This is a genomic window from Synechocystis sp. FACHB-908 (assembly GCF_014698595.1).
Taxonomy (GTDB): domain Bacteria; phylum Cyanobacteriota; class Cyanobacteriia; order Cyanobacteriales; family Microcystaceae; genus Synechocystis.
The window spans coordinates 205,274-226,212 of sequence record NZ_JACJTH010000035.1 but is presented as its reverse complement, the minus strand read 5'-3'; the positions used below and the strand labels follow the sequence as shown (position 1 = coordinate 226,212).

The following is a 20,939-nucleotide window of genomic DNA, read 5'->3' as shown; positions in this document are numbered from 1 at the left end:
GGAAAGCTTACAAAGCTGCTTCCTTGACCGTCTTTTTTTGATTAATTTTTGGAGTTTTTACGGATTATGGCTATGGCTAAAGGTTTAATTTTTCTGGGGGCCCCCGGCTCTGGTAAAGGTACCCAGGCGGTGGGATTGGCGGAGACCTTGGGCATTCCCCATATTTCCACTGGAGATATGCTACGTCAGGCGATCGCCGATGGCACGGAGTTGGGTAACCAGGCCAAAGGTTACATGGACAAGGGAGAATTGGTGCCCGATCAGTTAATTCTTGGGTTAATTGAAGAGCGCTTGGGCCATAAAGATGCTAAGGCTGGCTGGATTCTAGATGGCTTTCCCCGTAACGTCAACCAAGCAATTTTTCTCGATGAGTTGTTGGTTAATATTGGTCACCGTACCCATTGGGTCATTAACTTAAAAGTTCCCGACGAAGTAATTGTAGAACGCCTGTTGGCCCGGGGGCGGGCGGACGATAACGAAACCACCATTCGCAATCGGCTGTTGGTTTACACAGAGCAAACTGCTCCCCTCATGGCCTATTACCAAGAACAGGGCAAACTTTACTCCCTTGACGGTAACCAGCCGGTAGAAGCCATTGCCACCAACCTGGAAAAATTGGTTAAACCTTAGGGGCAAAATGTCAAGACGAGCATAGGTTGGCCAATGGAGCAACCTATATTTGTTATGATTGACGATGGCGCTTTTTTCGATACTTTATTCCGCTTTATTTTTAGGAGGTCATTAACCGCTTGTCTAAACAAGATTTAATTGAGATGGAAGGCACGGTGATGGAGTCATTGCCCAATGCCATGTTTAGAGTCGATCTTGACAATGGTTTCAACGTTTTGGCCCACATCTCCGGCAAAATTCGTCGTAATTACATCAAAATTCTCCCCGGCGATCGGGTCAAAGTAGAATTAACCCCCTACGACCTCACCAAGGGGCGCATAACCTATCGTCTTAAAAATAAAAAGTAGTTATTAATTTGACGGTGGCAAAGGTAAAAAATTAATGCTTCCCCTCAGTGGGGAGAGTTAATTTAATATTTGCCATGACACGGCCACGATAACTTGTTATAATTAAGAGCTTGCAGTGTTGCCAAAGAAAATCAGGCATGAAAGTTAGAGCTTCCGTTAAGAAAATGTGTGATAAGTGCCGCGTTATTCGTCGGCGCGGTCGTGTGATGGTTATCTGTTCCGCTAACCCCAAGCATAAACAGCGTCAAGGTTAGCAGTTCTCCTAGTGATTACCATTCCGGTCTGTCTTAAACCCTACTCCATAAATTTATTGAACTTATTTAGAGGAAAATCAACGTGGCACGCATAGCTGGTGTTGACCTGCCTCGGGATAAGCGTGTGGAAATCGCCCTCACTTATCTGTACGGTATTGGTCTGTCGCGCTCCCATGAAATTCTGGACGCCACCGGGGTTAGCCCCGATGTCCGAGTCAAAGATCTCAGTGATGAAGATGCGCTGAAATTAAGAACCTACATCGATGAAAACTACGAGATCGAAGGGGATCTCCGTCGTTGGGAGGCCATGAACATTAAACGCCTTGGAGACATCGGCACCTACCGTGGTCGTCGTCATCGCCAAGGTTTACCAGTGCGGGGACAACGCACTAGAACCAATGCCCGTACCCGTCGGGGCCGCCGCTTGACCGTTGCCGGCAAGAAAAAGACCCCTGCGAAGAAATAATCTTCCCCCCATCCCTGTCCTGTTTATTGAAGCTTTCAAGCAATCATTATGGCGCGTCCTACCAGAAAAACTGGGCCCAAAAAGGCAAAAAAGAATGTCCCTAGCGGGGTGGCCCACATTCAATCTACTTTTAACAACACCATTGTCACCATTTCCGACATTCGGGGCGATGTGATTTCCTGGGCTTCCGCTGGTTCTAGCGGTTTCAAAGGAGCTAAAAAGGGCACTCCCTACGCCGCCCAAACCGCTGCTGATTCTGCGGCCCGTCGGGCCATGGAACAGGGTATGCGGCAATTAGAGGTAATGGTAAGTGGCCCCGGTGCCGGTCGGGAAACTGCTATCCGGGCCCTCCAAGGGGCTGGTTTGGAAATCACCCTGATCAGGGATGTTACCCCCATCCCCCACAATGGTTGTCGTCCCCCCAAACGCCGTCGGGTCTAGGACAGTTAAATTTTTTGCTAACAGCTTTTTTGAGCAAATCGTAATTTCCTCTGACTGAGATAGCGTCGGTCAAGCTATTTACACGGAGATATAAGGGAGGTCGCGTCAGTGGCGCAGTTTCAAATTGAGTGTGTGGAATCCAGCACCAGAAAAAATCAACAGCAGTACAGTAAGTTTTCCCTTGAACCCTTGGACCGGGGCCAGGGAACGACGGTGGGAAATGCTTTGCGGCGGGTATTGTTGTCCAACTTACCCGGGGCCGCGGTGACGGCCATCCGTATTGCGGGGGTTAACCATGAGTTCGCCACTATTCTAGGCGTCCGGGAGGATGTCCTGGAGATTATGCTGAACATGAAGGAACTTGTGCTCAAAAGCTACACCGATCAGCCCCAAATTGGCCGTCTGACGGCGATCGGCCCGGGAACGGTAACGGCAGCGCAGTTTGAGGTACCTTCGGAGGTGGAGGTTATTGATCCTAACCAATACATCGCCACCCTAGCAGAAGGGGCCAAACTGGAAATGGAATTCCGAGTGGAGCGCGGCGTAGGTTATCGAGTTATCGAGCGGGGCAAGGATGAGAATTCATCTCTAGATTTTCTCCAAATTGACTCGGTATTTATGCCGGTGACTAAGGTCAACTACACAGTGGAAGACATTCGGGCCGATGGCATGAGTCCAAAGGACCGGTTGATTCTAGACATTTGGACTAATGGCAGTATTCAGCCTCGGGAGGCGTTGTCGGAAGCATCTGACATTATTGCCAATCTTTTTATCCCCCTTAAGGATCTCAATGAGCTGGAGGCGGCCCATAGCGATTACCAGGACGAGGTCAATCCGGAAAGTCAAATTCCCATCGAAGAGTTACAGCTTTCTGTCCGTGCCTATAACTGTCTGAAGCGAGCCCAGATTAATTCCGTGGCAGATCTACTGGAGTATAGCCAGGAAGATCTACTGGAAATCAAGAATTTTGGTCTCAAATCCGCAGAGGAGGTGATTGAGGCACTGCAAAAACGTTTGGGTATTACCCTGCCCCACGAAAAGGCTAAAGCTTAACAAGCTCAATGGGTTTGATTACTGCTGCTTGCCTTAGAGTAACCCCCTGTTGTTAATTTTTTAGGAGTTCAGTTACCATGCGACACAGATGTCGAGTGCCTCAGTTGGGGAAGCCCGCTGACCAAAGAAAGGCCCTGCTGAGGGCTTTAACTACGGAGTTAATCCGCCACGGACAAATCAAGACCACTAAGGCTAGAGCTAAAGCCGTGCGTTCTGAGGTAGACCGCATGATTACCCTAGCTAAGGATGGTTCCCTGGCCGCCCGTCGCCGGGCCCTAGGCTATATGTATGACAAACCCACAGTCCACGCTTTGTTTGCGGATGCTCCCAGCCGCTATAAAGACAGGGATGGGGGCTATACCCGCATTATTAGAACCCTACGTCGCCGGGGTGACAATGCGGAAATGGCTGTGATTGAATTGGTCTAGTTAGACTTCTTGTATTGATGCATTCTTCTCCGTCTGCTGGTAAACAAAGGGTTGCTCTGGTAATGCAATATCTGGGCACCCATTTCCATGGCTGGCAACGTCAACCTAATTTTTCTTCCATCCAGGAGGAAGTGGAGTTGGCGATCGCCAAGGTGGTGGGGCAGCCCGTCACTCTCCATGGTGCCGGGAGAACAGACGCAGGGGTCCATGCAGCGGCCCAGGTGGCCCATTTTGACGACCCAGTGGGACAGATTCCTCCCCACCGCTGGAGTAAAATTCTTAATGGTCATTTGCCCCAAGACATAATAGTTAGGGGGTCAGCGGCGGTGGATAGCCATTGGCACGCCCGCTTTTCTGCTCTGTGGCGACGGTATCGTTACAGCATCTATACAGATCAATGGCCTAATCTGTTCGCCGATCAGTTCAGTTGGCATTACTATCGTTTTCCCCTCCAGGAGAAGACCATACAAGCTGCCATGGAACCATTGCTAGGAAAACATCACCTAGCGGCCTTCCACCGAGCGGGGTCAGCCCGACGCCATTCCTGGGTGGAAGTACAGGGGGTTGAATGTTACCGCCGGGGGCCCATGGTCTATTTGGAAATCCAAGCCAATGGTTTTCTCTATGGCATGGTGCGCTTATTGGTGGGCATGCTGGCGGAAGTGGGCTCTGGACAACGCAGTCTGACTGACTTCAATGATATTTGGGTTAATCAGCGGCGAGATCTGGTCAAATATGCTGCCCCGGCCAAAGGTTTGTGCCTACTACGGGTCGGTTATGAAAATTTTCCCTTGCCTGATTCCCTTTGGTTTGATAGTCAACCCCTGTGGCAATTCACAGGCTAGCCAAGCCAAATTAGCAAGGCAAATAATTATGTCCCGTTATTAAGCGGGGGTATTTTTGAAAACTATGAACAAAACTGTATTACCAACCATCGACAACCTAGACCACAAATGGTACGTCATTGATGCCGAAGGTCAACGCCTCGGCCGTCTGGCTACCGAAGTGGCCACCATTCTGCGGGGCAAAAATAAGCCTACCTTTACTCCCCACATGGACACCGGTGATTTTGTCATTATCATTAATGCGGAAAAAATAGAAGTTACCGGCAGAAAACGGGAGCAAAAACTGTATCGTCGCCATTCTGGCCGTCCCGGTGGGATGAAGGAAGAGACCTTTGAAAAACTCCAAGTTCGTCTACCGGAAAGAATTGTTGAAAGTGCTGTGCGGGGAATGTTGCCCAAAAATAGCCTCGGTCGTAAGTTGTTCACCAAGCTAAAAGTCTACGCTGGCCCGAGCCATCCCCACGCGGCCCAACAGCCAGAAACCCTTGTTATCAATACCATTCCTGCAGGAGCTAACTAATGCAAGCTAACGATTCCAGCAACAAAGTCGTCTATTGGGGCACCGGCCGTCGTAAAGCGGCGATCGCCAGGGTACGTCTAGTGCCCGGTCAGGGGGAAGTGATTGTTAACGGCAAGCCTGGGGAAATTTATTTCAACCGCATTGCCAACTACATCCAAAGTTTGAAAGCTCCCCTCGAAACCCTGGGCTTAGAAGGGGAATACAATATTTTGGTTAATGCCCATGGTGGCGGCCTAACCGGCCAAGCTGATGCTGTGAAGCTTGGTGTGGCCCGGGCCCTGTGCCAACTTTCCCCCGAAAATCGTCAACCCTTGAAAGCGGAAGGCTATCTCACCCGGGATCCCCGAGCGAAAGAACGGAAAAAATACGGTCTCCACAAAGCCCGTAAAGCGCCTCAGTACTCCAAGCGTTAATTGGAGATTTGGATTTACCCGTACCCCTCTATTGGAATTATTAGGACTGACCATGCCCAAAGCTGATATTCACCCCACCTGGTATCCCGATGCCAAAGTCACCTGTAACGGAGAGGTGATTATGACCGTTGGTTCCACCAAGCCAGAAATCAACGTAGAGATCTGGTCTGGCAACCATCCCTTCTACACTGGTACCCAGAAGATTATTGATACCGAAGGCCGTGTTGACCGCTTTATGCGTAAGTATGGCATGAAGGAAAAAACCACCGGAGACAAACAAGATAAGAAAAAGAAATAGGTAAACGGATTTCTTCTTCTTATTTTCTCTAGGATTCCCCCATGGTCTGCCTTCGGGAAAATTAGACCTTAACTTAATGACTTTTTAGATTCTTTTTCAGCCAGGCGTTTTCACGGTCTGGTTTTTTTGCTGGCTAGGAAAGCTCTGCCCAAGGTCGGTAAATACCCCATTGCAGATTATGAGAGAAACTTATAGGATTGTTAACATAAGTTTACAAAGTGAATTGTATGTTAATTGCCGTCTGCGCTTTCCTAGTCCTAGGTTTCGCCCTATTCCAACAACTCCGGCCCAGTGTCGCCCCCCAGGCGATCGCCATCAGAGTTGAGCATAGTGACCGTCGTTACTAGAGTTGCCAGCAAAAATTAATTCTTGCCCCAGGAGCAGTCCATGGTAGTGTCCCAAAATTTTATTCAACTATTAAAAAAAGAATTTTCACTGTCAGCGGAGCAAATTGCCTGGGGACTGAAACAAACCGAGGCCATGCCCTCCTATCTACCAGTCATTTTTTGGCAGTATGGTCTAATCAATACCTCCCAGTTGGATCTCCTTCTCGATCATTGGGGCTAATTGACCACGGAACGCCGAGAATTTATTTTCAGAATCGATATAGCAACAAGAGATCGTGGGTGGCGCTCCAGAAAAAAAGTGCGCTAGGCGTTGACATCAAATCCCAAAAGTGCAATAGTGATAGTTTGTGTGAACTTTCTTATAATAAAAGCTCTTGGCTAACGTTATTGTTATCGGCGCTCAGTGGGGCGACGAGGGAAAAGGTAAAATCACCGACTTATTAAGTCGATCAGCGGATGTGGTGGTGCGGCCCCAGGGGGGAGTAAACGCAGGCCACACAATTGTGGTTAACGATCAGACTTTTAAGCTCCACCTAATTCCTTCGGGTATTCTCTATCCAGATACAGAATGTATCATCGGCTCGGGGACAGTCATTGACCCCAAAGTCCTATTGCAGGAATTTGACCAATTGGAAGCATTAGATGTTTCCCTCGATCGCCTGTATATTTCCCAAACTGCCCATGTGACCATGCCCTTCCACCGTCTCCTAGACCAGGCGTCGGAGGAGAAAAGGGGAGAGCATAAAATTGGCACCACTGGGCGAGGCATTGGTCCCACCTACGCCGATAAATCAGAGCGCATGGGAATTCGGGTGGTGGATTTAATGAACCCCGAAATTCTCCGGAAAAAATTGCTTTGGACCGTCGAATATAAAAATGTCGTTTTAGATAAACTCTACGACCTGCCTCCCCTAGACCCAGAAACGGTGATCGCCGAATATACCACCTATGCCGATCGCCTGCGGCCTCATGTAGTGGATAGTTCCCTAAAAATTTACGACGCCATACATCAACGAAAAAATATCCTCTTTGAAGGGGCCCAGGGCACTCTACTAGATTTAGACCATGGCACCTACCCCTACGTCACCTCCTCCAACCCTATTGCGGGGGGAGCTTGTGTGGGTGCTGGCATTGGCCCCACCATGATTGACCGAGTTATCGGCGTGGCTAAGGCCTATACCACCCGAGTGGGAGAAGGACCCTTTCCCACAGAGCTAGATGGAGAATTAAATCAACATCTCTGTGACCGTGGAGCAGAGTTTGGCACCACGACCGGTCGGCGTCGGCGCTGTGGCTGGTTTGATGGGGTCATTGGCCGCTACGCTGTGCGTATTAATGGGCTGGACTGTTTGGCCATCACCAAATTAGACGTGCTGGACCAACTAGCGGAAATCAAAGTTTGCGTCGCCTATGAACTAGACGGCAAAACCTGTGACCATTTCCCCGGTAATGCGGCGGAATTTGCTCGGTGTCAGCCCATCTATAAAACCCTTCCCGGTTGGCAATGTTCCACGGAAGAATGCCGCACCCTGGAGGATTTACCTCCCCAGGCCCTGGACTACTTGAAGTTCCTGGCAGAATTAATGGAGGTGCCGATCGCGATTGTTTCCCTAGGGGCCAGTCGGGATCAGACAATTATTGTCGAAGACCCCATCCATGGGCCAAAGCGAGCTTTACTTTATGCCAACGGCGATCCGCTAGCTTGATGTGGCCCAAAATTGCCTTTCCTTTGTTAACCCTGATTATTATTTTTACGAGTATTACCATGGCCCTTTCCATTGAATGTCAACAACGTCCCGAAAAAGTTAATCCTAGAGCTTTGCGTCGGGAAGGTTTAATTCCCGCGACCCTCTATGGACACAATGGTGCAGAATCCATTTCCCTAGTGGTGGATCATAAAACCGCCATCACCATGTTGCGGAGTGTGACTGTTAAAGAAACCCCCATTGAAGTTAAAATCCCCCATCTTTCCTGGGAAGGGGAAGCCGTAGTGCAGGAGATTCAGTGCCATCCTTGGCGCCGGAATCTTTACCACTTGGCTTTTTTTGCCGGTAAAAAATAACGGTATCCCCTAGGTTCCTGGGGATGATGAAACACGTTAGAAAGCATTGGAAAAAATAGTTGGGTTGGGGATGTTGACGGACTTTGTCCAAATCTTAACCCTGAATTTGCGATTCCCCTTAGTCGGCCAGATTAGGGGGAGTTTTTTATTGGCAGCTTAATGAGTTTTTACCCCATGGTGAATTGTTGTGGGTTGCGGGGGACAGTGGTACAGTGCCAGACTGGACTAAAAATAATCTCCCACAAGATTTTTCCATGCGCATCCTGATCATTGGCGCCACCGGTACCATCGGCAAGGCTATTGTCACCAGTCTTCAAGGTAAACACGAAGTGTTACAGGCCAGTCGCCAGGGCAGTCATTTTTCGGTAGACCTCACTGATCCAGCGTCTATCCAGGCTTTGATTGAACAGGTAGGGGTATTAAACGCTATCGTTTCGGCAGCAGGGGAAACTCGGTTGAAGCCCCTGGCCGGTCTAACGGACCAAGATTTTGAATTTTGCATAGGCAGTAAACTCATGGGACAGGTCAATCTGATCCGCTATGGTTTACAGGCGCTGACGGACAATGGTTGTATTACTGTTACGTCCGGGGTTTTGTCCCAAAAACCCATTCCCGGGGGCAGTGCTGTCAGTCTCACCAATGCTGGGTTGGAAGGCTTTGTGCGGGCAGCGGCATTGGAAGCCCCGAGAGGAATTCGCATTAACGTTGTTAGTCCTCCCTGGGTCAACGAAACCTTGCTCTCACTAGGAATGCCCCTGGGCAACGGATTACCAGCCGCAACAGTGGCCCAAGCCTATGTTCATAGCTTAGAAGGCACTATGACAGGAGAAGTGCTCTATCCGTAGTAACCATATCTTGGTTTACTCTTCCCCCATCATGGATTGGAGATAATTTTCCAGTCCAGAATTACTGATAAGCCATTGCTGGGACTCTAACCAGTCAATTTGTTCTTCTGTTTCTTCAAGAATTTCCGACAACACATCCCGGCTTACATAGTCCCGTTGGGTTTCAAAGAAGGCAATGCTGTTAACTAAACCATCCCTAATGCCTTGGTTCATGGTCAGATCATTGCCCAGGATTTCCGGTACCGTCTCGCCGATGAGAAGTTTTTCCAAATTTTGGAGATTGGGGAGTCCTTCCAAAAATAAAACCCGCTCGATCAGGCTATCGGCCTGCTTCATTGCCTTGATGGATACTTTATATTCGTACTGATTAAGTGCGTTCAGCCCCCAATTTTTGCACATGCGAGCATGGAGAAAATATTGGTTAATCGCAGTAAGTTGTAGCTTTAACGCTTGGTTGAGATGTTGTCTGACTTCCAGGTTGCCTTCCATGTTGTTATCCTCTGATGTGGAGTTTTGTTTGATGTTGTTGTTTCCATTTTTACCCATTCACGGTCCGACGACGGAGTTATTTACTGGGACAGCAATAAATTGTTTAAATTGTTTTAATGTTTTACCCCTGGGAAAATTGCCTTTTTCTCAAAGGAAGTGTCCCTCTCTGACCTTAAACTGAACCAATATGGCTGATTTGTTTGTCGGTGCCCCAGTTCGTTTAATTGCCCGTCCCCCCTATTTGAAAACCGCTGATCCCATGCCCATGCTCCGTCCTCCGGATTTATTGGCGATCGCCGCGGAGGGAATGGTGGTAGACCGTCGACCGGCTGGCTATTGGGGAGTAAAGTTTGACCGAGGCACTTTTCTGTTGGAAAGCCAGTATTTGGAAGTGATTCGGCCTCAGGAAGAAAAAACGGAAGTCTCGGATTAAGAACGCCGAGTAAATGACCAAGTTTAATCTAAAAATATGGCATCAACTGTAAATCGCCTTTTTTTAGCAATTTTGACCATAGCCAGCTTCAGCCTTAGTGGAGGTTATGGATATGTTCCCGTTCCCATGGCGATCGCCGCTGACGTCCCAGAACTGACAGCAAAGGTGCCCAATTATTTGGATAAAATCCAATTTCCTCTAGGGGTTATCGATGTCTATGGATTGATGGGCCCAGAGGATGGTAAACGTTCCCAAGGCTATGAATTTTGTGTTGTGCCCGAGAAAAAAAGTGAAGTTTTGGCCATCGATCCCTCACTCACATTTTCGTCTAGCCCTGGTCGCATCGGTTGCCCCCAGGAACAATTACTGTGCCTAGGAGATACCCAGCAACCAAATTGGCAGGCCATTCTCTTTGCCCTGGCCCGGTTGAGTTACATAGAAAAAATCTTGCCCCACTGGGGAGAATAGAAGCCCCTATTTGACAAATGTTTCTGGCCAAGGGACAGGGGAAGCATCTAGTGCAAGGGATACCTTTCCGTTAAGATGGTTAACGCTGAACAATTGAGCGCATTGCTAACCAGGCGGCCCTGCGACAGCCCCAAGCTGTCCCCCGTTTTGCTGGCGATCGGCCGTTGACCCAGCACGAAAACTCTTCTTTTATAGTTAAAGGTATTGTAATGAATCAGGAAATTTTTGAAAAAGTAAAAAAAATCGTCGTGGAACAGTTGGAAGTGGATCCTGACAAAGTGACCCCCGATGCCACCTTTGCCGAAGATTTAGGGGCTGATTCCCTCGATACAGTGGAATTGGTCATGGCCCTGGAAGAAGAGTTTGATATTGAAATTCCCGATGAAGTGGCGGAAACCATTGATACCGTGGGCAAAGCCGTTGAGCATATCGAAAGTAAATAAATTCCGGCCATAGCCCCGACTCCCCCCATAGATCTTTGGAGCCGAGTTCTCGGACGGTTTAAGCCACTGTTTAGGACTGCCCCAATGCCGGTTTTGGGTTTATCAGTTTGCCCCTCGGGCTAGGCCCTGGCCCCGTCGCTGTATCTTTGCGGAGAACTCCAGGGGAGTCCCCTCCCCGATTCTATCTATTAAGTACCATGGCAAATTTGGAAAAGAAACGTGTTGTTGTAACGGGATTGGGAGCCATCACCCCCATCGGTAATACTCTCCAAGACTATTGGCAAGGCTTAATGGAGGGTCGTAACGGCATTGGCCCCATTACCCGTTTCGATGCTAGTGACCAAGCCTGCCGTTTTGGAGGGGAAGTAAAGGATTTTGATGCTACCCAGTTTCTTGACCGCAAAGAAGCTAAACGGATGGACCGGTTTTGCCATTTTGCTGTTTGTGCCAGTCAACAGGCAATTAACGATGCTAAGTTGGTGATTAACGAACTCAATGCCGATGAAATCGGGGTATTGATTGGCACGGGCATTGGTGGTTTGAAAGTACTGGAAGATCAACAAACCATTCTGTTGGATAAGGGTCCTAGCCGTTGCAGTCCTTTTATGATCCCGATGATGATCGCCAACATGGCCTCTGGGTTAACCGCCATCAACTTAGGGGCCAAGGGTCCCAATAACTGTACGGTGACGGCCTGTGCGGCGGGTTCCAATGCCATTGGAGATGCGTTTCGTTTGGTGCAAAATGGCTATGCTAAGGCAATGATTTGCGGTGGCACGGAAGCGGCCATTACCCCGCTGAGCTATGCAGGTTTTGCTTCGGCCCGGGCTTTATCTTTCCGCAATGATGATCCCCTCCATGCCAGTCGTCCCTTCGATAAGGACCGGGATGGTTTTGTGATGGGGGAAGGATCGGGCATTTTGATCCTAGAAGAATTGGAATCCGCCTTGGCCCGGGGAGCAAAAATTTATGGGGAAATGGTGGGCTATGCCATGACCTGTGATGCCTATCACATTACCGCCCCAGTGCCGGATGGTCGGGGAGCCACCAGGGCGATCGCCTGGGCCTTAAAAGACAGCGGATTGAAACCGGAAATGGTCAGTTACATCAATGCCCATGGTACCAGCACCCCTGCTAACGATGTGACGGAAACCCGTGCCATTAAACAGGCGTTGGGAAATCATGCCTACAATATTGCGGTTAGTTCTACTAAGTCTATGACCGGTCACTTGTTGGGCGGCTCCGGAGGTATCGAAGCGGTGGCCACCGTAATGGCGATCGCCGAAGATAAGGTACCCCCCACCATTAATTTGGAGAACCCCGACCCTGAGTGTGATTTGGATTATGTGCCGGGGCAGAGTCGGGCTTTAATAGTGGATGTAGCCCTATCCAACTCCTTTGGTTTTGGTGGCCATAACGTCACCTTAGCTTTCAAAAAATATCAATAGCCCACCGAAAAATTTCCCGAACCGTGGGAAGATGGTAGCAATTTGGCCTGCCTTGGCCCCTACCATTACCGCCCCCCGGTGGATATTGACCCAATTATTGCTAGTTTATTTTTCCAAACATTATGGTCGTTGCTACCCAGTCCTTAGACGAACTTTCTATTAATGCCATTCGCTTTTTAGCCGTTGACGCCATTGAAAAGGCCAAATCTGGCCACCCTGGTTTGCCCATGGGAGCCGCTCCTATGGCCTTTACCCTGTGGAACAAGTTCATGAAGTTCAATCCCAAGAACCCCAAGTGGTTCAATCGGGACCGCTTTGTGTTGTCCGCCGGCCATGGCTCCATGTTGCAGTATGCCCTGCTCTATCTGCTGGGTTATGACAGTGTGACCATCGAAGACATTAAACAGTTCCGTCAATGGGAATCTTCTACCCCCGGTCACCCGGAGAATTTTCTCACTGCTGGAGTAGAAGTCACCACCGGCCCCTTGGGTCAAGGCATTGCCAATGGTGTGGGTTTAGCCCTGGCGGAAGCCCATTTGGCTGCCACCTACAACAAGCCTGATGCCACCATTGTGGACCATTACACCTATGTGATTCTGGGGGATGGTTGCAATATGGAAGGTATTTCCGGGGAAGCCGCTTCCATTGCAGGGCATTGGGGTTTGGGTAAATTAATCGCCCTCTATGATGACAATCATATTTCCATTGATGGTTCCACCGATGTGGCCTTCACCGAAGATGTGAGCAAGCGTTTTGAAGCCTACGGTTGGCACGTGCTCCATGTCGAAGATGGCAATACCGATTTGGCGGCGATCGCCAAGGCTATTGAGGAAGCCAAGGCCGTAACCGATAAACCTTCTATGATCAAAGTCACCACCATCATTGGTTACGGTGCGCCCAATAAATCCGATACCGCGGGCATCCATGGGGCTGCTTTGGGCACTGATGAAGTGGCCGCCACCCGCAAAAACTTGGGTTGGGATTATGCTCCCTTTGAAGTGCCCCAGGAGGTGTTGGACTACACTCGCAAAGCCATTGAACGGGGAGCCAGCTACGAAGCGGAATGGAACCAAGCCTTTGCCCAATACAAAACCAAATATCCCACTGAAGCGGCCGCCTTTGAACGGCAACTGAGCGGTGCTTTACCGGAAGGTTGGGACAAAACCCTAGCTAGCTTTACCCCCGATCAAAAGGGTTTGGCCACCCGGAAATATTCCGAGGAATGTCTCAATGCGTTGGCCCCCGTATTACCAGAGTTAATTGGTGGTTCGGCGGATTTAACCCACTCCAACCTAACGGAACTTCACTGCTCTGGGGATTTCCAAAAAGGAGCTTATCAAAACCGTAACGTCCACTTTGGGGTACGGGAACATGCCATGGGGGCTATCTGTAACGGTATTGCTCTCCACGGTTCTGGGTTACTACCCTTCGGTGCTACCTTCCTAATTTTCACCGATTACATGCGGGCCGCCATTCGCCTTTCGGCCCTTTCCGAGGCAGGGGTAATTTGGGTCATGACCCACGACTCCATTGGTCAAGGGGAAGATGGTCCCACCCACCAACCCATTGAAGTGCTGGCTTCCCTCCGGGCTATTCCCAACTTGACTGTGATTCGTCCCGCCGATGGCAATGAAACCTCCGGTGCCTACAAAGTGGCGATCGCCAAAGCGAAGGAAAATGCCCCCACCCTGTTATCCTTGACCCGGCAGGCGGTACCCAATTTGCCTGGAACTTCCATTGATGCCGTGGCCAAAGGTGCCTATACCATTGTTGATTCTGAAGGTGTTCCTGAGTTAATCTTGATAGGTACGGGTTCCGAAGTACAACTTTGTGTGGCTGCTGCTGAAAAGTTAGCCGCTCAAGGCAAGAAAGTCCGGGTAGTTTCCATGCCTTCCTGGGAACTGTTTGAAACCCAGGATGCCGCCTACAAAGAGTCAGTGTTGCCAAAGGCTGTCACCAAACGCCTTTCCGTAGAAGCCGCCACCAACTTTGGTTGGCACAAATATGTGGGCACGGAAGGAGATACAGTTAGTATTGAAACATTTGGTGCCTCGGCGCCCGGCGGGGTTTGCCTCGAGAAATTTGGTTTCAGCGTTGATAATGTGCTGGCCAAAGCTAAAACTCTCCTGAGCTAGTCCCTCGCCCCCAAGCTTAAAACTCCTCACTGTCCCCTCTCCTGATTGTTAGGGGGCTTTTTTTTGTCCAGAAAAGATCAGCCGGTATGAAAATTTAACGGAGGCAATACCTTAAAATAAGGTAAACAACTGTGAAGAAACTTAAAGAAAAACTCTATGGCTGTCCATTTGCCGTCCTCTGCTACCCGTTTCAGCAAAAATTTTGTCTGGCTTTTGGCCGCTAGTTTATCTTTAATGCTGTGGTGGGGCCCGGCGAGCCCGGCCCAGGCGGTGAATAATCCTGAGTTGTTGCCGAAGGAAAAAACTCCCGTGGTGGATCTCGCCAACTTTTTACCGGAAATCCAAGAAGCTCAGTTAATCGACGATCTAAATAGTTTTGAAGTAGAAACGGGATGGAAATTGCGGGTGTTAACCCAGTACGACCGGAGTCCAGGGCGGGCGGTGATTCCTTTTTGGGGCCTAGACGACAAAAGTATTTTATTGGTGGCTGATGCAAGGGGGGGAAATTTATTAGCCTTTAGTATCGGGGATGAAGTGTATGAGTTGATGCCCCGCACCTTTTGGATTGAGATGCAGGCTCGTTTCGGCAATATGTACTACATTCGAGATAATGGCGAAAATCTAGCTATCACCGAAGCGCTGGAAACAGTTAAAGGTTGTTTGCTCAAAGGTGGTTGTAATGTGGTGCCTGGACTGCCCAGGGAACAGTGGATTTTAACCTTGGTAACTTCCATTGTGGGGGGATTGATTTTTGGCTTTGCGGCCATTCCCCGATCGCCGAATCAGACCTTTGCGTGGCAATGGGTGTTGATTATGTCGCCTCTGTGGGGAATTCTGGTCATTGCCTTTGGTATTGGCCCCGTTGTCACCCGCACCAGTGATTTTTTGCCTCTGTTCCGCAATTTAATGGGCTTTAGCCTGGGTGCCCTGGTAGCGTACCTTTCTCCCATGTTTAGCCAGATCAATAACAATCCCCAAACTTAAGCATTCAACCAGGGTGACTATGATGGAAAAAACGGAAATTATGGCGCATTCCCCCATGGTCACCACCAATTCTCCCACCCGAGTTGCCATTCTTGAAAATGGCGATCACCTCAATCGTCAAGAGTTTGAGCGAATTTATGCTGAATCTCGAATCAAAAAAGCTGAGCTAATTGAAGGAATCGTCCACGTGGCTTCTCCCCTCCGTCACACTTACCATGGTCAACCCCATAGTCAAATCATTGGTTGGCTAATAACTTACCAAGCCCAAAGAACTGGACTAGCGGTTAGTATTGAGGCCACTGTGCGGTTAGACGATGAAAACGAACTTCAACCTGATGCTATTCTTTTTCGCTTAGGGGGGAATGCCCAGATAGATGAAGATGACTACATCAGCGGTGCCCCGGAGTTAGTGGTGGAGATTGCCGCCAGCACTGCTTCCTACGACCTCCATAGCAAAAAACGAGTTTACGAAAACCATGGGGTGAAAGAGTACATTGTTTGGCGCACCATCGACCGGGAAATTGATTGGTTTGTGCTAGTGAATGGAAAATATGAACGCCTGAGTCCCGACGACAATGGATTGATGGCCAGTCAAGAATTTCCAGGCTTAGTGCTCAATACCCCTGCTATGTTGGCCAACAATATGGCCGATGTGATTACTACCCTTAACAGCTTCTCCCGTTAGTCCAAACAGCAAAATTTGGGCAACCAAAAGGAATTTCATAGTAATATTCAGCGGCACTTACCCTCTTTTAAGCAGAAAAAAGCTATGGACAGAGTTGCCCTGGTTCCGCCCAGAAACGCGCCCGACAATGGCTCCTTTCCCCGACCCAATTCACCTGCCATCGATCGCCAATGGGGATAAAATCTACCCTGGTTTGGTGCCCACTAACGGAATCATCACAACTACCCATTTGGGTGAGCAAAACAGCGACGGAATTATCGCCAACCACAGTGGCCGTCGCACTCTTGGAGCGGAAACAACCGAAATTCCCTTCCCCTAACTGCTGGGGCAACAAAGGTTGGCCGTAGAACTGTTGGATGAGTTGATTTGGACTAGTAAGTGTATTGAGATTAGACCATTGCCAAAATGTCCGTTGGGGAAGTTCTGTAAAAGGGACAACGGCAAACATTTGGCGATCGGGCAGATCAATTTGCCCGTCCCACTGATTGCCAGAATTTTGGTCGCCTTGGGCCGTAGCAGGCAGAGCCAGGGAAATCGTACTGACCAGGCCAAATGAAATTAATGGTCGGCAAAGGATGAAAAATTTCATATCCATGACAATGATTAGACAATTGCGCTGAATTTATCAGAAAATCTGTCAGCAAAGTTAGTGATGTACCAATGATGATACCAGGGAGATTCCCGGTAGGATAATTAGCCCCCCAGCATTTGTAACTGGTACAAACTAGCGTAAAGCCCCTTGAGGTCTAATAGTTGGTCATGGTTGCCAGTTTCCACAATTTCCCCGTGTTTGAGCACGAAAATGCGGTCTACATTGCGAATGGTCGATAAGCGATGGGCAATGATGATGGAAGTACGATCCTGGAGCAAATGTAACAAAGCCGCTTGAATATCCGCTTCAGTGCGGACATCTAGGCTAGCAGTGGCTTCATCCATCACCAATACATAGGGTTCCCGAATGGCCACCCGAGCAAAGGCTAGTAACTGTTTTTGTCCCCCTGACAAATTACTACCCCGTTCCCGTAATTGGGTGTGGTAACCCTGGGGTAATTCTTCAATCAGGCGATCGACGCTGGTTAATTGGGCTGCCCGTTGCACTTCTTCCAGGCTGTATTCTTCCCCTAGGGTAATGTTCCGTTTCACGTCCCCGGCAAAGAGGAAACTATCTTGGAGAATGACGCCAATAAAACGGCGCAGTTGCTGTTGGGACAGTTCTCGAATATCAATGCCATCGACTAAAATGCGACCCCGGGAGGGATCGTGCAGGCGACACAGTAGACGAATAATCGAACTTTTTCCTGCCCCCGTTGGCCCCACTAGGGCGACTTTTTCCCCGGGTTTGATGGTGAAGTTTAAATTTTTCAGCACGTACTCGTCTGGTTTATAGCCAAACCAAACATTTTCAAAGCAAATTTCCCCATGGCTACCCCGCAAAGCACCATTGATTTCAATGGGGGTAATCACCGCTTGATCTTTGATTTCTACCGGTTCTTCCATTAATTCCCCAATGCGCTCGATCGCCGTAAAGCCCGATTGAAACATGGTGAATTTATCCGCAAACTGTCGCAGGGGATTAAATAGCCGTTGTCCGTACAGAATAAACGCCGCCAACACCCCAAATTCCAGATTATCCCGCAAAATTAGCCAGCCCCCCAAACCCAGCACCCCGGCGATCGCCACTAAACTGATCCATTCCAAGGTGGCCGACACAGCAGAGTCATGGAAAATAGTTTTATCCACTGCCCGACGATATTTTTCATTCACGCGACGAAAGGAACGACTGTTTAACTCTTCCCGACGGAATAATTGCACCACATTGATACCGGCCACATTTTCCTGAAGCTGGGAATTAAGGCGGGATAACTCTTCCCGAGCTTGGTAGTTAGCTTTGCGATATTGTTGCTGGAAATAAATAATCAACACAGTCACCGGCACCAACATCCCCACCAGTAGCAGGGCCAACTGCCATTGCACCCAAAAAATAGTCACGATGATAGCCAGAATGGAGACAATGTCACTGACCACACCGATCGCCCCACTGGCAAATACTTCCCCTAATGCCTCCACGTCACTGGTGATACGGGTTACCAAACGGCCCACAGGGGTACGGTGAAAGAAGTTTACCGACAAAGAAGTGACATGTTCAAATAAATCCTGACGCACATCGGCGGTAATTTCCTGCCCCATTTTTTGCACAATAAAGCCCTGTAACCCCAAAAATAGCAACCGAATGACAATGGTGACTGCCAAGATAATCACTAGGGTATGTAAGGCCCTATCCAATGGCATGGCATCCAAAAAGCCCCAGGCTGGTTCCTCCCGCAACAGGGAAACTGCTTGCCCAATGATTAGGGGTTGCACTGCTCCAGAAAAAGCCACAGGAATCAGTAAAACTAACGCCGCCGCCAGTTCCTTGGGATAGCGCTTGACGTAAGGAAGCAGACGCAATAACAAGCGCCAATCATTATCAGACGGGGGAGCAGCAGGGGACGGGGTCATGGAGAAAGAAATGATTGACAGGGAAACTGACTAATATGTTCAAATGGAGAGATTTCGTAACGGGAAACCCGATTTACCTTTGGTCTAACAAGGTTACATAAGTCTTAAAAGCAAGCGACCATTTCCCAGCTCGCCAGGACTTAGGCAATGGTTGAGCAAGGCAAAAGGCCATTCTACTTTCACAAATCTAACCCATCTATCCCCCTAGGGTTTAAGGCGATCGCCCAACGGTGAAGTTGTGGAGGCGGCGAGAGACTTGCAAGTAGCAGTTAATGCCAACAATTCACGGTCGTCGGTTTGCTCGAGCCCAAGGATTGCCACGTAAGGCTCACCAGCCAATCCAAGAGCTTTGGCGAACGCAGGTTCGGTTTTCAAGCCAGAACGTTTCAATTCCGTCACGGTTGATTTTAGACTAGGAGACAAAGCCAGCAACCGCTGTTCAACCCGAAAATGCCGTACGCCCCACTGTTTGTTTGTCGGAATTGGCTGGCAGAAAATCTCAACGTCCCATTCAAACGCATTGAACTGAACAATGATGGATTCATGATTTTGAAAAGTTCCGTGTCGAATTTGAAAGCCATCTTGAGATTCAAACTGACGCGTTGCGAATCCTGCGAATCGGTCAAGATCGTCACAATAACAAGCAATGTCGATATCGCTGTTGGACACATCAATTCCAAGCGGCGGCGTTCCGATCACGATTGGATCGAATATACGCAGATTGGCCAGCAGGTCAAGATTCTCAATTGCTTTTTCGTAAGGGATTCGCATCGGGAATGAATAACCCCGCCGCAAGCATCGGGGTATCGAAAGAATTTAGAAGAGACTTAGTTGAAAGTTTTGATGTAGCCGCAAATAGTCCTTTCCTTGTTTTTGCACATATTTGGTGACCGTATTTTCATCCCCATGTTTGCCCACCGTACTTGTGAAATAACCATCACCGCCATATCGTTATCTATCTGAAACTCTCGGAAATCTTTGGGCCAATTTAACTGTTAATCCTGATTACACTTGTTCTCCAGAGCGTAACCAGAGGGTAAAAGTTGAGCCTGGTTGGTCTGGGTCGCGAGATAAACCGTTGGGGCTAGTGACGGTGATTTTGCCCCCCATCTGGGCTACCAAATCCGCCACGATCGCCAAACCCAAACCAGTGCCATTAATGGAGCCTCGGCCCTGAACACCACGATAATTACGCTCAAAAATTTTCTGTTGATCCTCCGGGGGAATGCCATAACCCGTGTCGGCGATCGCCAATGTGGCCCAATCCATTCCGGAAGATGACACTTTTTCTAAGGCAAGACTAACTTCTACGAGGCCACCATTGGGAGTGTATTTAATCCCATTGTCCAAAAGATTATTAACCACTTCCCGCAAAGCTAAACGGTTAGCCATCACCACGGTATCAATCAAAGCAATTTGGGCTGTTAAAGTGATATTTCTCTCGGCGGCGATCGCCTGATGGGCCAGCAAAATGGGAGGCAAAACCTCCCCTAGGGAAAAATTGGCCAGAGGCATAGTTTCCACCCGGTCCGCCGGGGGCAAAACCTGAATTGTGGTCACTGGGGAACTTGACAACAGGGGCACGGCTTCGGGGCCTTGGGATTGACTTGCTTCAAAGCTTTGTAACAATTCCTGGAGGTGTTCCCCTTGGCGGACAATGCCTTCCACCACCTGTTGACTTTTGTTGTCCCCGTGCCAACGTTTGAGCAGTAGCTTACTAAAAGTTTTTAGGGCAGTGAGGGGATTGCGGAGTTGGTGCAAGAGGTCAGCCCAATGTTGTCGCTCCCACTGGTATTGTTGATTTTGTTCCTCCCAAGCCTGGCGATACCAATCCTGTTGTTGGTCCAATAGGCAGGCCACCGCTAAGGATTTGGCGATCGCCTCCAACTGCATCATTTCCTCCCCATGCCACTGGCCCTGACTGCGGTGAATTACCAACAGCCCCACCATTTCCTCCCCATAAACCAAAGGTAAAACCAAGCGCTTATCTGCATCGAAGGGAGGAGGTTCCAAACGACTACGACGACTTAACTGGCCTACCCCCACGGGAACTGCCGGCAAAGAAAAATCGTCCATCGGGGGAGACACCTCTCCTTGTGGTAGACTTATTAACCCATAACTTTCTGACTCAACCAGCGTTGAACCATGGGAAACCACCAGCGGCACCAATCCCTGTTCCGTTTCTTCTTGATTTAGATAAACGCCGCACCAGTCCACCCGCAATCCCTGTTGCAAAAGCCGAACCTGTGACTGACAAAGGGAAATTAACCCAGCACTGGGGGAATACATTGATGAGATGGAACCGGCCATGGGGCTTGTGGTGGGGCTAGACCCCAGAAATGTTAAGAAATATTAAGATTTGAATTGGTCTACTTATGGCCCTAGGGGGCAGTTTTAGGGGGTGAA

27 protein-coding genes are annotated in these 20,939 nt (G+C 49.2%); 22 read left to right on the top strand and 5 right to left on the bottom strand.

The genetic code is table 11. The features are described from left to right. Positions 1–72: 72 nt before the first annotated feature. From H6G46_RS13020 to H6G46_RS12950, 15 genes are all read left to right on the top strand, one after another. Positions 73–630: an adenylate kinase gene (locus H6G46_RS13020; protein ID WP_197525960.1), complete on the top strand. Its 558-nt coding sequence runs from the start codon at positions 73–75 to the stop codon at positions 628–630. Positions 631–749: 119 nt separating this feature from the next. Continuing rightward, positions 750–977: a translation initiation factor IF-1 gene (infA, locus tag H6G46_RS13015; RefSeq protein ID WP_010871959.1), complete on the top strand. Its 228-nt coding sequence runs from the start codon at positions 750–752 to the stop codon at positions 975–977. 137 nt (positions 978–1,114) lie between these two features. After that, the gene (rpmJ, locus tag H6G46_RS13010; RefSeq protein WP_010871958.1) at positions 1,115–1,231 is read left to right on the top strand and encodes a 50S ribosomal protein L36; all 117 of its coding nucleotides are present in this window, start codon (positions 1,115–1,117) and stop codon (positions 1,229–1,231) included. 82 nt (positions 1,232–1,313) lie between these two features. Beyond that, complete coding sequence (gene rpsM / locus H6G46_RS13005) at positions 1,314–1,697, top strand: 30S ribosomal protein S13 (protein ID WP_010871957.1); 384 nt, start codon at positions 1,314–1,316, stop codon at positions 1,695–1,697. Between the two features lie 48 nt (positions 1,698–1,745). After that, positions 1,746–2,138: a 30S ribosomal protein S11 gene (gene rpsK / locus H6G46_RS13000; RefSeq protein ID WP_010871956.1), complete on the top strand. Its 393-nt coding sequence runs from the start codon at positions 1,746–1,748 to the stop codon at positions 2,136–2,138. Between the two features lie 108 nt (positions 2,139–2,246). After that, complete coding sequence (locus tag H6G46_RS12995) at positions 2,247–3,191, top strand: DNA-directed RNA polymerase subunit alpha (protein WP_010871955.1); 945 nt, start codon at positions 2,247–2,249, stop codon at positions 3,189–3,191. A 77-nt stretch (positions 3,192–3,268) separates the two neighbouring features. Further along, positions 3,269–3,619, top strand: a complete 351-nt coding sequence (gene rplQ, locus H6G46_RS12990; protein WP_010871954.1) for a 50S ribosomal protein L17 — start codon at positions 3,269–3,271, stop codon at positions 3,617–3,619. A gap of 17 nt (positions 3,620–3,636) precedes the next feature. Beyond that, on the top strand, positions 3,637–4,464 hold the full coding sequence (truA, locus tag H6G46_RS12985; protein WP_010871953.1) for a tRNA pseudouridine(38-40) synthase TruA: 828 nt from the start codon (positions 3,637–3,639) through the stop codon (positions 4,462–4,464). A gap of 64 nt (positions 4,465–4,528) precedes the next feature. Beyond that, entirely contained in the window at positions 4,529–4,984 is a 456-nt protein-coding gene (rplM, locus tag H6G46_RS12980) for a 50S ribosomal protein L13 (protein ID WP_010871952.1), read from the top strand. Then, on the top strand, positions 4,984–5,397 hold the full coding sequence (rpsI, locus tag H6G46_RS12975; protein ID WP_010871951.1) for a 30S ribosomal protein S9: 414 nt from the start codon (positions 4,984–4,986) through the stop codon (positions 5,395–5,397). Before rplM ends, rpsI begins: the two co-directional genes overlap by 1 nt. A gap of 52 nt (positions 5,398–5,449) precedes the next feature. Further along, complete coding sequence (rpmE, locus tag H6G46_RS12970) at positions 5,450–5,695, top strand: 50S ribosomal protein L31 (protein ID WP_010871950.1); 246 nt, start codon at positions 5,450–5,452, stop codon at positions 5,693–5,695. Positions 5,696–6,082: 387 nt separating this feature from the next. After that, on the top strand, positions 6,083–6,262 hold the full coding sequence (locus tag H6G46_RS12965; protein WP_010871949.1) for a DUF2949 domain-containing protein: 180 nt from the start codon (positions 6,083–6,085) through the stop codon (positions 6,260–6,262). Between the two features lie 154 nt (positions 6,263–6,416). Beyond that, positions 6,417–7,748, top strand: a complete 1,332-nt coding sequence (locus tag H6G46_RS12960; RefSeq protein WP_010871948.1) for an adenylosuccinate synthase — start codon at positions 6,417–6,419, stop codon at positions 7,746–7,748. Positions 7,749–7,807: 59 nt separating this feature from the next. Beyond that, positions 7,808–8,104 carry a 50S ribosomal protein L25 gene (gene rplY / locus H6G46_RS12955; RefSeq protein ID WP_041425930.1) on the top strand — a complete coding sequence of 99 codons (297 nt, stop codon included), beginning with the start codon at positions 7,808–7,810 and terminating at the stop codon, positions 8,102–8,104. 254 nt (positions 8,105–8,358) lie between these two features. Next, positions 8,359–8,949: a short chain dehydrogenase gene (locus H6G46_RS12950; protein ID WP_041425929.1), complete on the top strand. Its 591-nt coding sequence runs from the start codon at positions 8,359–8,361 to the stop codon at positions 8,947–8,949. A 15-nt stretch (positions 8,950–8,964) separates the two neighbouring features. Here the strand turns inward: H6G46_RS12950 and bfr are convergent, their stop codons facing one another. After that, entirely contained in the window at positions 8,965–9,438 is a 474-nt protein-coding gene (gene bfr, locus H6G46_RS12945) for a bacterioferritin (protein ID WP_014407079.1), read from the bottom strand. Positions 9,439–9,625: 187 nt separating this feature from the next. Between bfr and sipA the strand changes: the two genes are divergently transcribed. The 7 genes from sipA to H6G46_RS12910 all read left to right on the top strand — a co-directional run bounded on the left by sipA (position 9,626) and on the right by H6G46_RS12910 (position 16,034). Further along, entirely contained in the window at positions 9,626–9,871 is a 246-nt protein-coding gene (gene sipA, locus H6G46_RS12940; RefSeq protein ID WP_010871944.1) for a regulatory protein SipA, read from the top strand. Between the two features lie 36 nt (positions 9,872–9,907). Beyond that, positions 9,908–10,339 carry a hypothetical protein gene (locus tag H6G46_RS12935; protein WP_010871943.1) on the top strand — a complete coding sequence of 144 codons (432 nt, stop codon included), beginning with the start codon at positions 9,908–9,910 and terminating at the stop codon, positions 10,337–10,339. Positions 10,340–10,548: 209 nt separating this feature from the next. Further along, entirely contained in the window at positions 10,549–10,782 is a 234-nt protein-coding gene (gene acpP, locus H6G46_RS12930; RefSeq protein ID WP_010871942.1) for an acyl carrier protein, read from the top strand. Between the two features lie 197 nt (positions 10,783–10,979). Continuing rightward, positions 10,980–12,230, top strand: a complete 1,251-nt coding sequence (fabF, locus tag H6G46_RS12925) for a beta-ketoacyl-ACP synthase II (RefSeq protein ID WP_010871941.1) — start codon at positions 10,980–10,982, stop codon at positions 12,228–12,230. A gap of 122 nt (positions 12,231–12,352) precedes the next feature. Continuing rightward, the gene (tkt, locus tag H6G46_RS12920) at positions 12,353–14,365 is read left to right on the top strand and encodes a transketolase (RefSeq protein WP_010871940.1); all 2,013 of its coding nucleotides are present in this window, start codon (positions 12,353–12,355) and stop codon (positions 14,363–14,365) included. Positions 14,366–14,521: 156 nt separating this feature from the next. Continuing rightward, the gene (locus H6G46_RS12915; RefSeq protein WP_010871939.1) at positions 14,522–15,349 is read left to right on the top strand and encodes a TPM domain-containing protein; all 828 of its coding nucleotides are present in this window, start codon (positions 14,522–14,524) and stop codon (positions 15,347–15,349) included. A gap of 40 nt (positions 15,350–15,389) precedes the next feature. After that, complete coding sequence (locus H6G46_RS12910; RefSeq protein WP_228670068.1) at positions 15,390–16,034, top strand: Uma2 family endonuclease; 645 nt, start codon at positions 15,390–15,392, stop codon at positions 16,032–16,034. Positions 16,035–16,116: 82 nt separating this feature from the next. On the opposite strand, the gene H6G46_RS12905 is transcribed toward H6G46_RS12910, so the two are convergent. From H6G46_RS12905 to hik2, 4 genes are all read right to left on the bottom strand, one after another. Further along, on the bottom strand, positions 16,117–16,629 hold the full coding sequence (locus H6G46_RS12905; protein WP_010871937.1) for a hypothetical protein: 513 nt from the start codon (positions 16,627–16,629) through the stop codon (positions 16,117–16,119). Between the two features lie 98 nt (positions 16,630–16,727). After that, a complete protein-coding gene (locus H6G46_RS12900; RefSeq protein WP_010871936.1) occupies positions 16,728–18,533 on the bottom strand; it encodes an ABC transporter ATP-binding protein in 1,806 nt (601 codons plus the stop codon). A gap of 204 nt (positions 18,534–18,737) precedes the next feature. After that, positions 18,738–19,304, bottom strand: a complete 567-nt coding sequence (locus H6G46_RS12895) for a DUF4269 domain-containing protein (protein ID WP_010871935.1) — start codon at positions 19,302–19,304, stop codon at positions 18,738–18,740. 234 nt (positions 19,305–19,538) lie between these two features. Then, a complete protein-coding gene (hik2, locus tag H6G46_RS12890; protein ID WP_010871934.1) occupies positions 19,539–20,843 on the bottom strand; it encodes a two-component system sensor histidine kinase Hik2 in 1,305 nt (434 codons plus the stop codon). Positions 20,844–20,939: the final 96 nt, after the last annotated feature.

Excerpts from the sequence above, each read along its gene's own strand:
- H6G46_RS12910 (WP_228670068.1), top strand. The coding sequence starts at position 15,390 with ATGGCGCATTCCCCCATGGTCACCACCAATTCTCCCACCCGAGTTGCC.
- bfr (WP_014407079.1), bottom strand. The coding sequence starts at position 9,438 with ATGGAAGGCAACCTGGAAGTCAGACAACATCTCAACCAAGCGTTAAAG.
- H6G46_RS12950 (WP_041425929.1), top strand. The coding sequence starts at position 8,359 with ATGCGCATCCTGATCATTGGCGCCACCGGTACCATCGGCAAGGCTATT.
- tkt (WP_010871940.1), top strand. The coding sequence starts at position 12,353 with ATGGTCGTTGCTACCCAGTCCTTAGACGAACTTTCTATTAATGCCATT.
- sipA (WP_010871944.1), top strand. The coding sequence starts at position 9,626 with ATGGCTGATTTGTTTGTCGGTGCCCCAGTTCGTTTAATTGCCCGTCCC.
- truA (WP_010871953.1), top strand. The coding sequence starts at position 3,637 with ATGCATTCTTCTCCGTCTGCTGGTAAACAAAGGGTTGCTCTGGTAATG.
- rplM (WP_010871952.1), top strand. The coding sequence starts at position 4,529 with ATGAACAAAACTGTATTACCAACCATCGACAACCTAGACCACAAATGG.
- rpmE (WP_010871950.1), top strand. The coding sequence starts at position 5,450 with ATGCCCAAAGCTGATATTCACCCCACCTGGTATCCCGATGCCAAAGTC.
- rpmJ (WP_010871958.1), top strand. The coding sequence starts at position 1,115 with ATGAAAGTTAGAGCTTCCGTTAAGAAAATGTGTGATAAGTGCCGCGTT.
- H6G46_RS12965 (WP_010871949.1), top strand. The coding sequence starts at position 6,083 with ATGGTAGTGTCCCAAAATTTTATTCAACTATTAAAAAAAGAATTTTCA.
- rpsK (WP_010871956.1), top strand. The coding sequence starts at position 1,746 with ATGGCGCGTCCTACCAGAAAAACTGGGCCCAAAAAGGCAAAAAAGAAT.
- H6G46_RS12935 (WP_010871943.1), top strand. The coding sequence starts at position 9,908 with ATGGCATCAACTGTAAATCGCCTTTTTTTAGCAATTTTGACCATAGCC.
- fabF (WP_010871941.1), top strand. The coding sequence starts at position 10,980 with ATGGCAAATTTGGAAAAGAAACGTGTTGTTGTAACGGGATTGGGAGCC.
- H6G46_RS12895 (WP_010871935.1), bottom strand. The coding sequence starts at position 19,304 with ATGCGAATCCCTTACGAAAAAGCAATTGAGAATCTTGACCTGCTGGCC.
- H6G46_RS13020 (WP_197525960.1), top strand. The coding sequence starts at position 73 with ATGGCTAAAGGTTTAATTTTTCTGGGGGCCCCCGGCTCTGGTAAAGGT.
- acpP (WP_010871942.1), top strand. The coding sequence starts at position 10,549 with ATGAATCAGGAAATTTTTGAAAAAGTAAAAAAAATCGTCGTGGAACAG.
- rplQ (WP_010871954.1), top strand. The coding sequence starts at position 3,269 with ATGCGACACAGATGTCGAGTGCCTCAGTTGGGGAAGCCCGCTGACCAA.
- H6G46_RS12915 (WP_010871939.1), top strand. The coding sequence starts at position 14,522 with ATGGCTGTCCATTTGCCGTCCTCTGCTACCCGTTTCAGCAAAAATTTT.
- H6G46_RS12905 (WP_010871937.1), bottom strand. The coding sequence starts at position 16,629 with ATGGATATGAAATTTTTCATCCTTTGCCGACCATTAATTTCATTTGGC.
- H6G46_RS12900 (WP_010871936.1), bottom strand. The coding sequence starts at position 18,533 with ATGACCCCGTCCCCTGCTGCTCCCCCGTCTGATAATGATTGGCGCTTG.
- rpsI (WP_010871951.1), top strand. The coding sequence starts at position 4,984 with ATGCAAGCTAACGATTCCAGCAACAAAGTCGTCTATTGGGGCACCGGC.
- rplY (WP_041425930.1), top strand. The coding sequence starts at position 7,808 with ATGGCCCTTTCCATTGAATGTCAACAACGTCCCGAAAAAGTTAATCCT.
- hik2 (WP_010871934.1), bottom strand. The coding sequence starts at position 20,843 with ATGGCCGGTTCCATCTCATCAATGTATTCCCCCAGTGCTGGGTTAATT.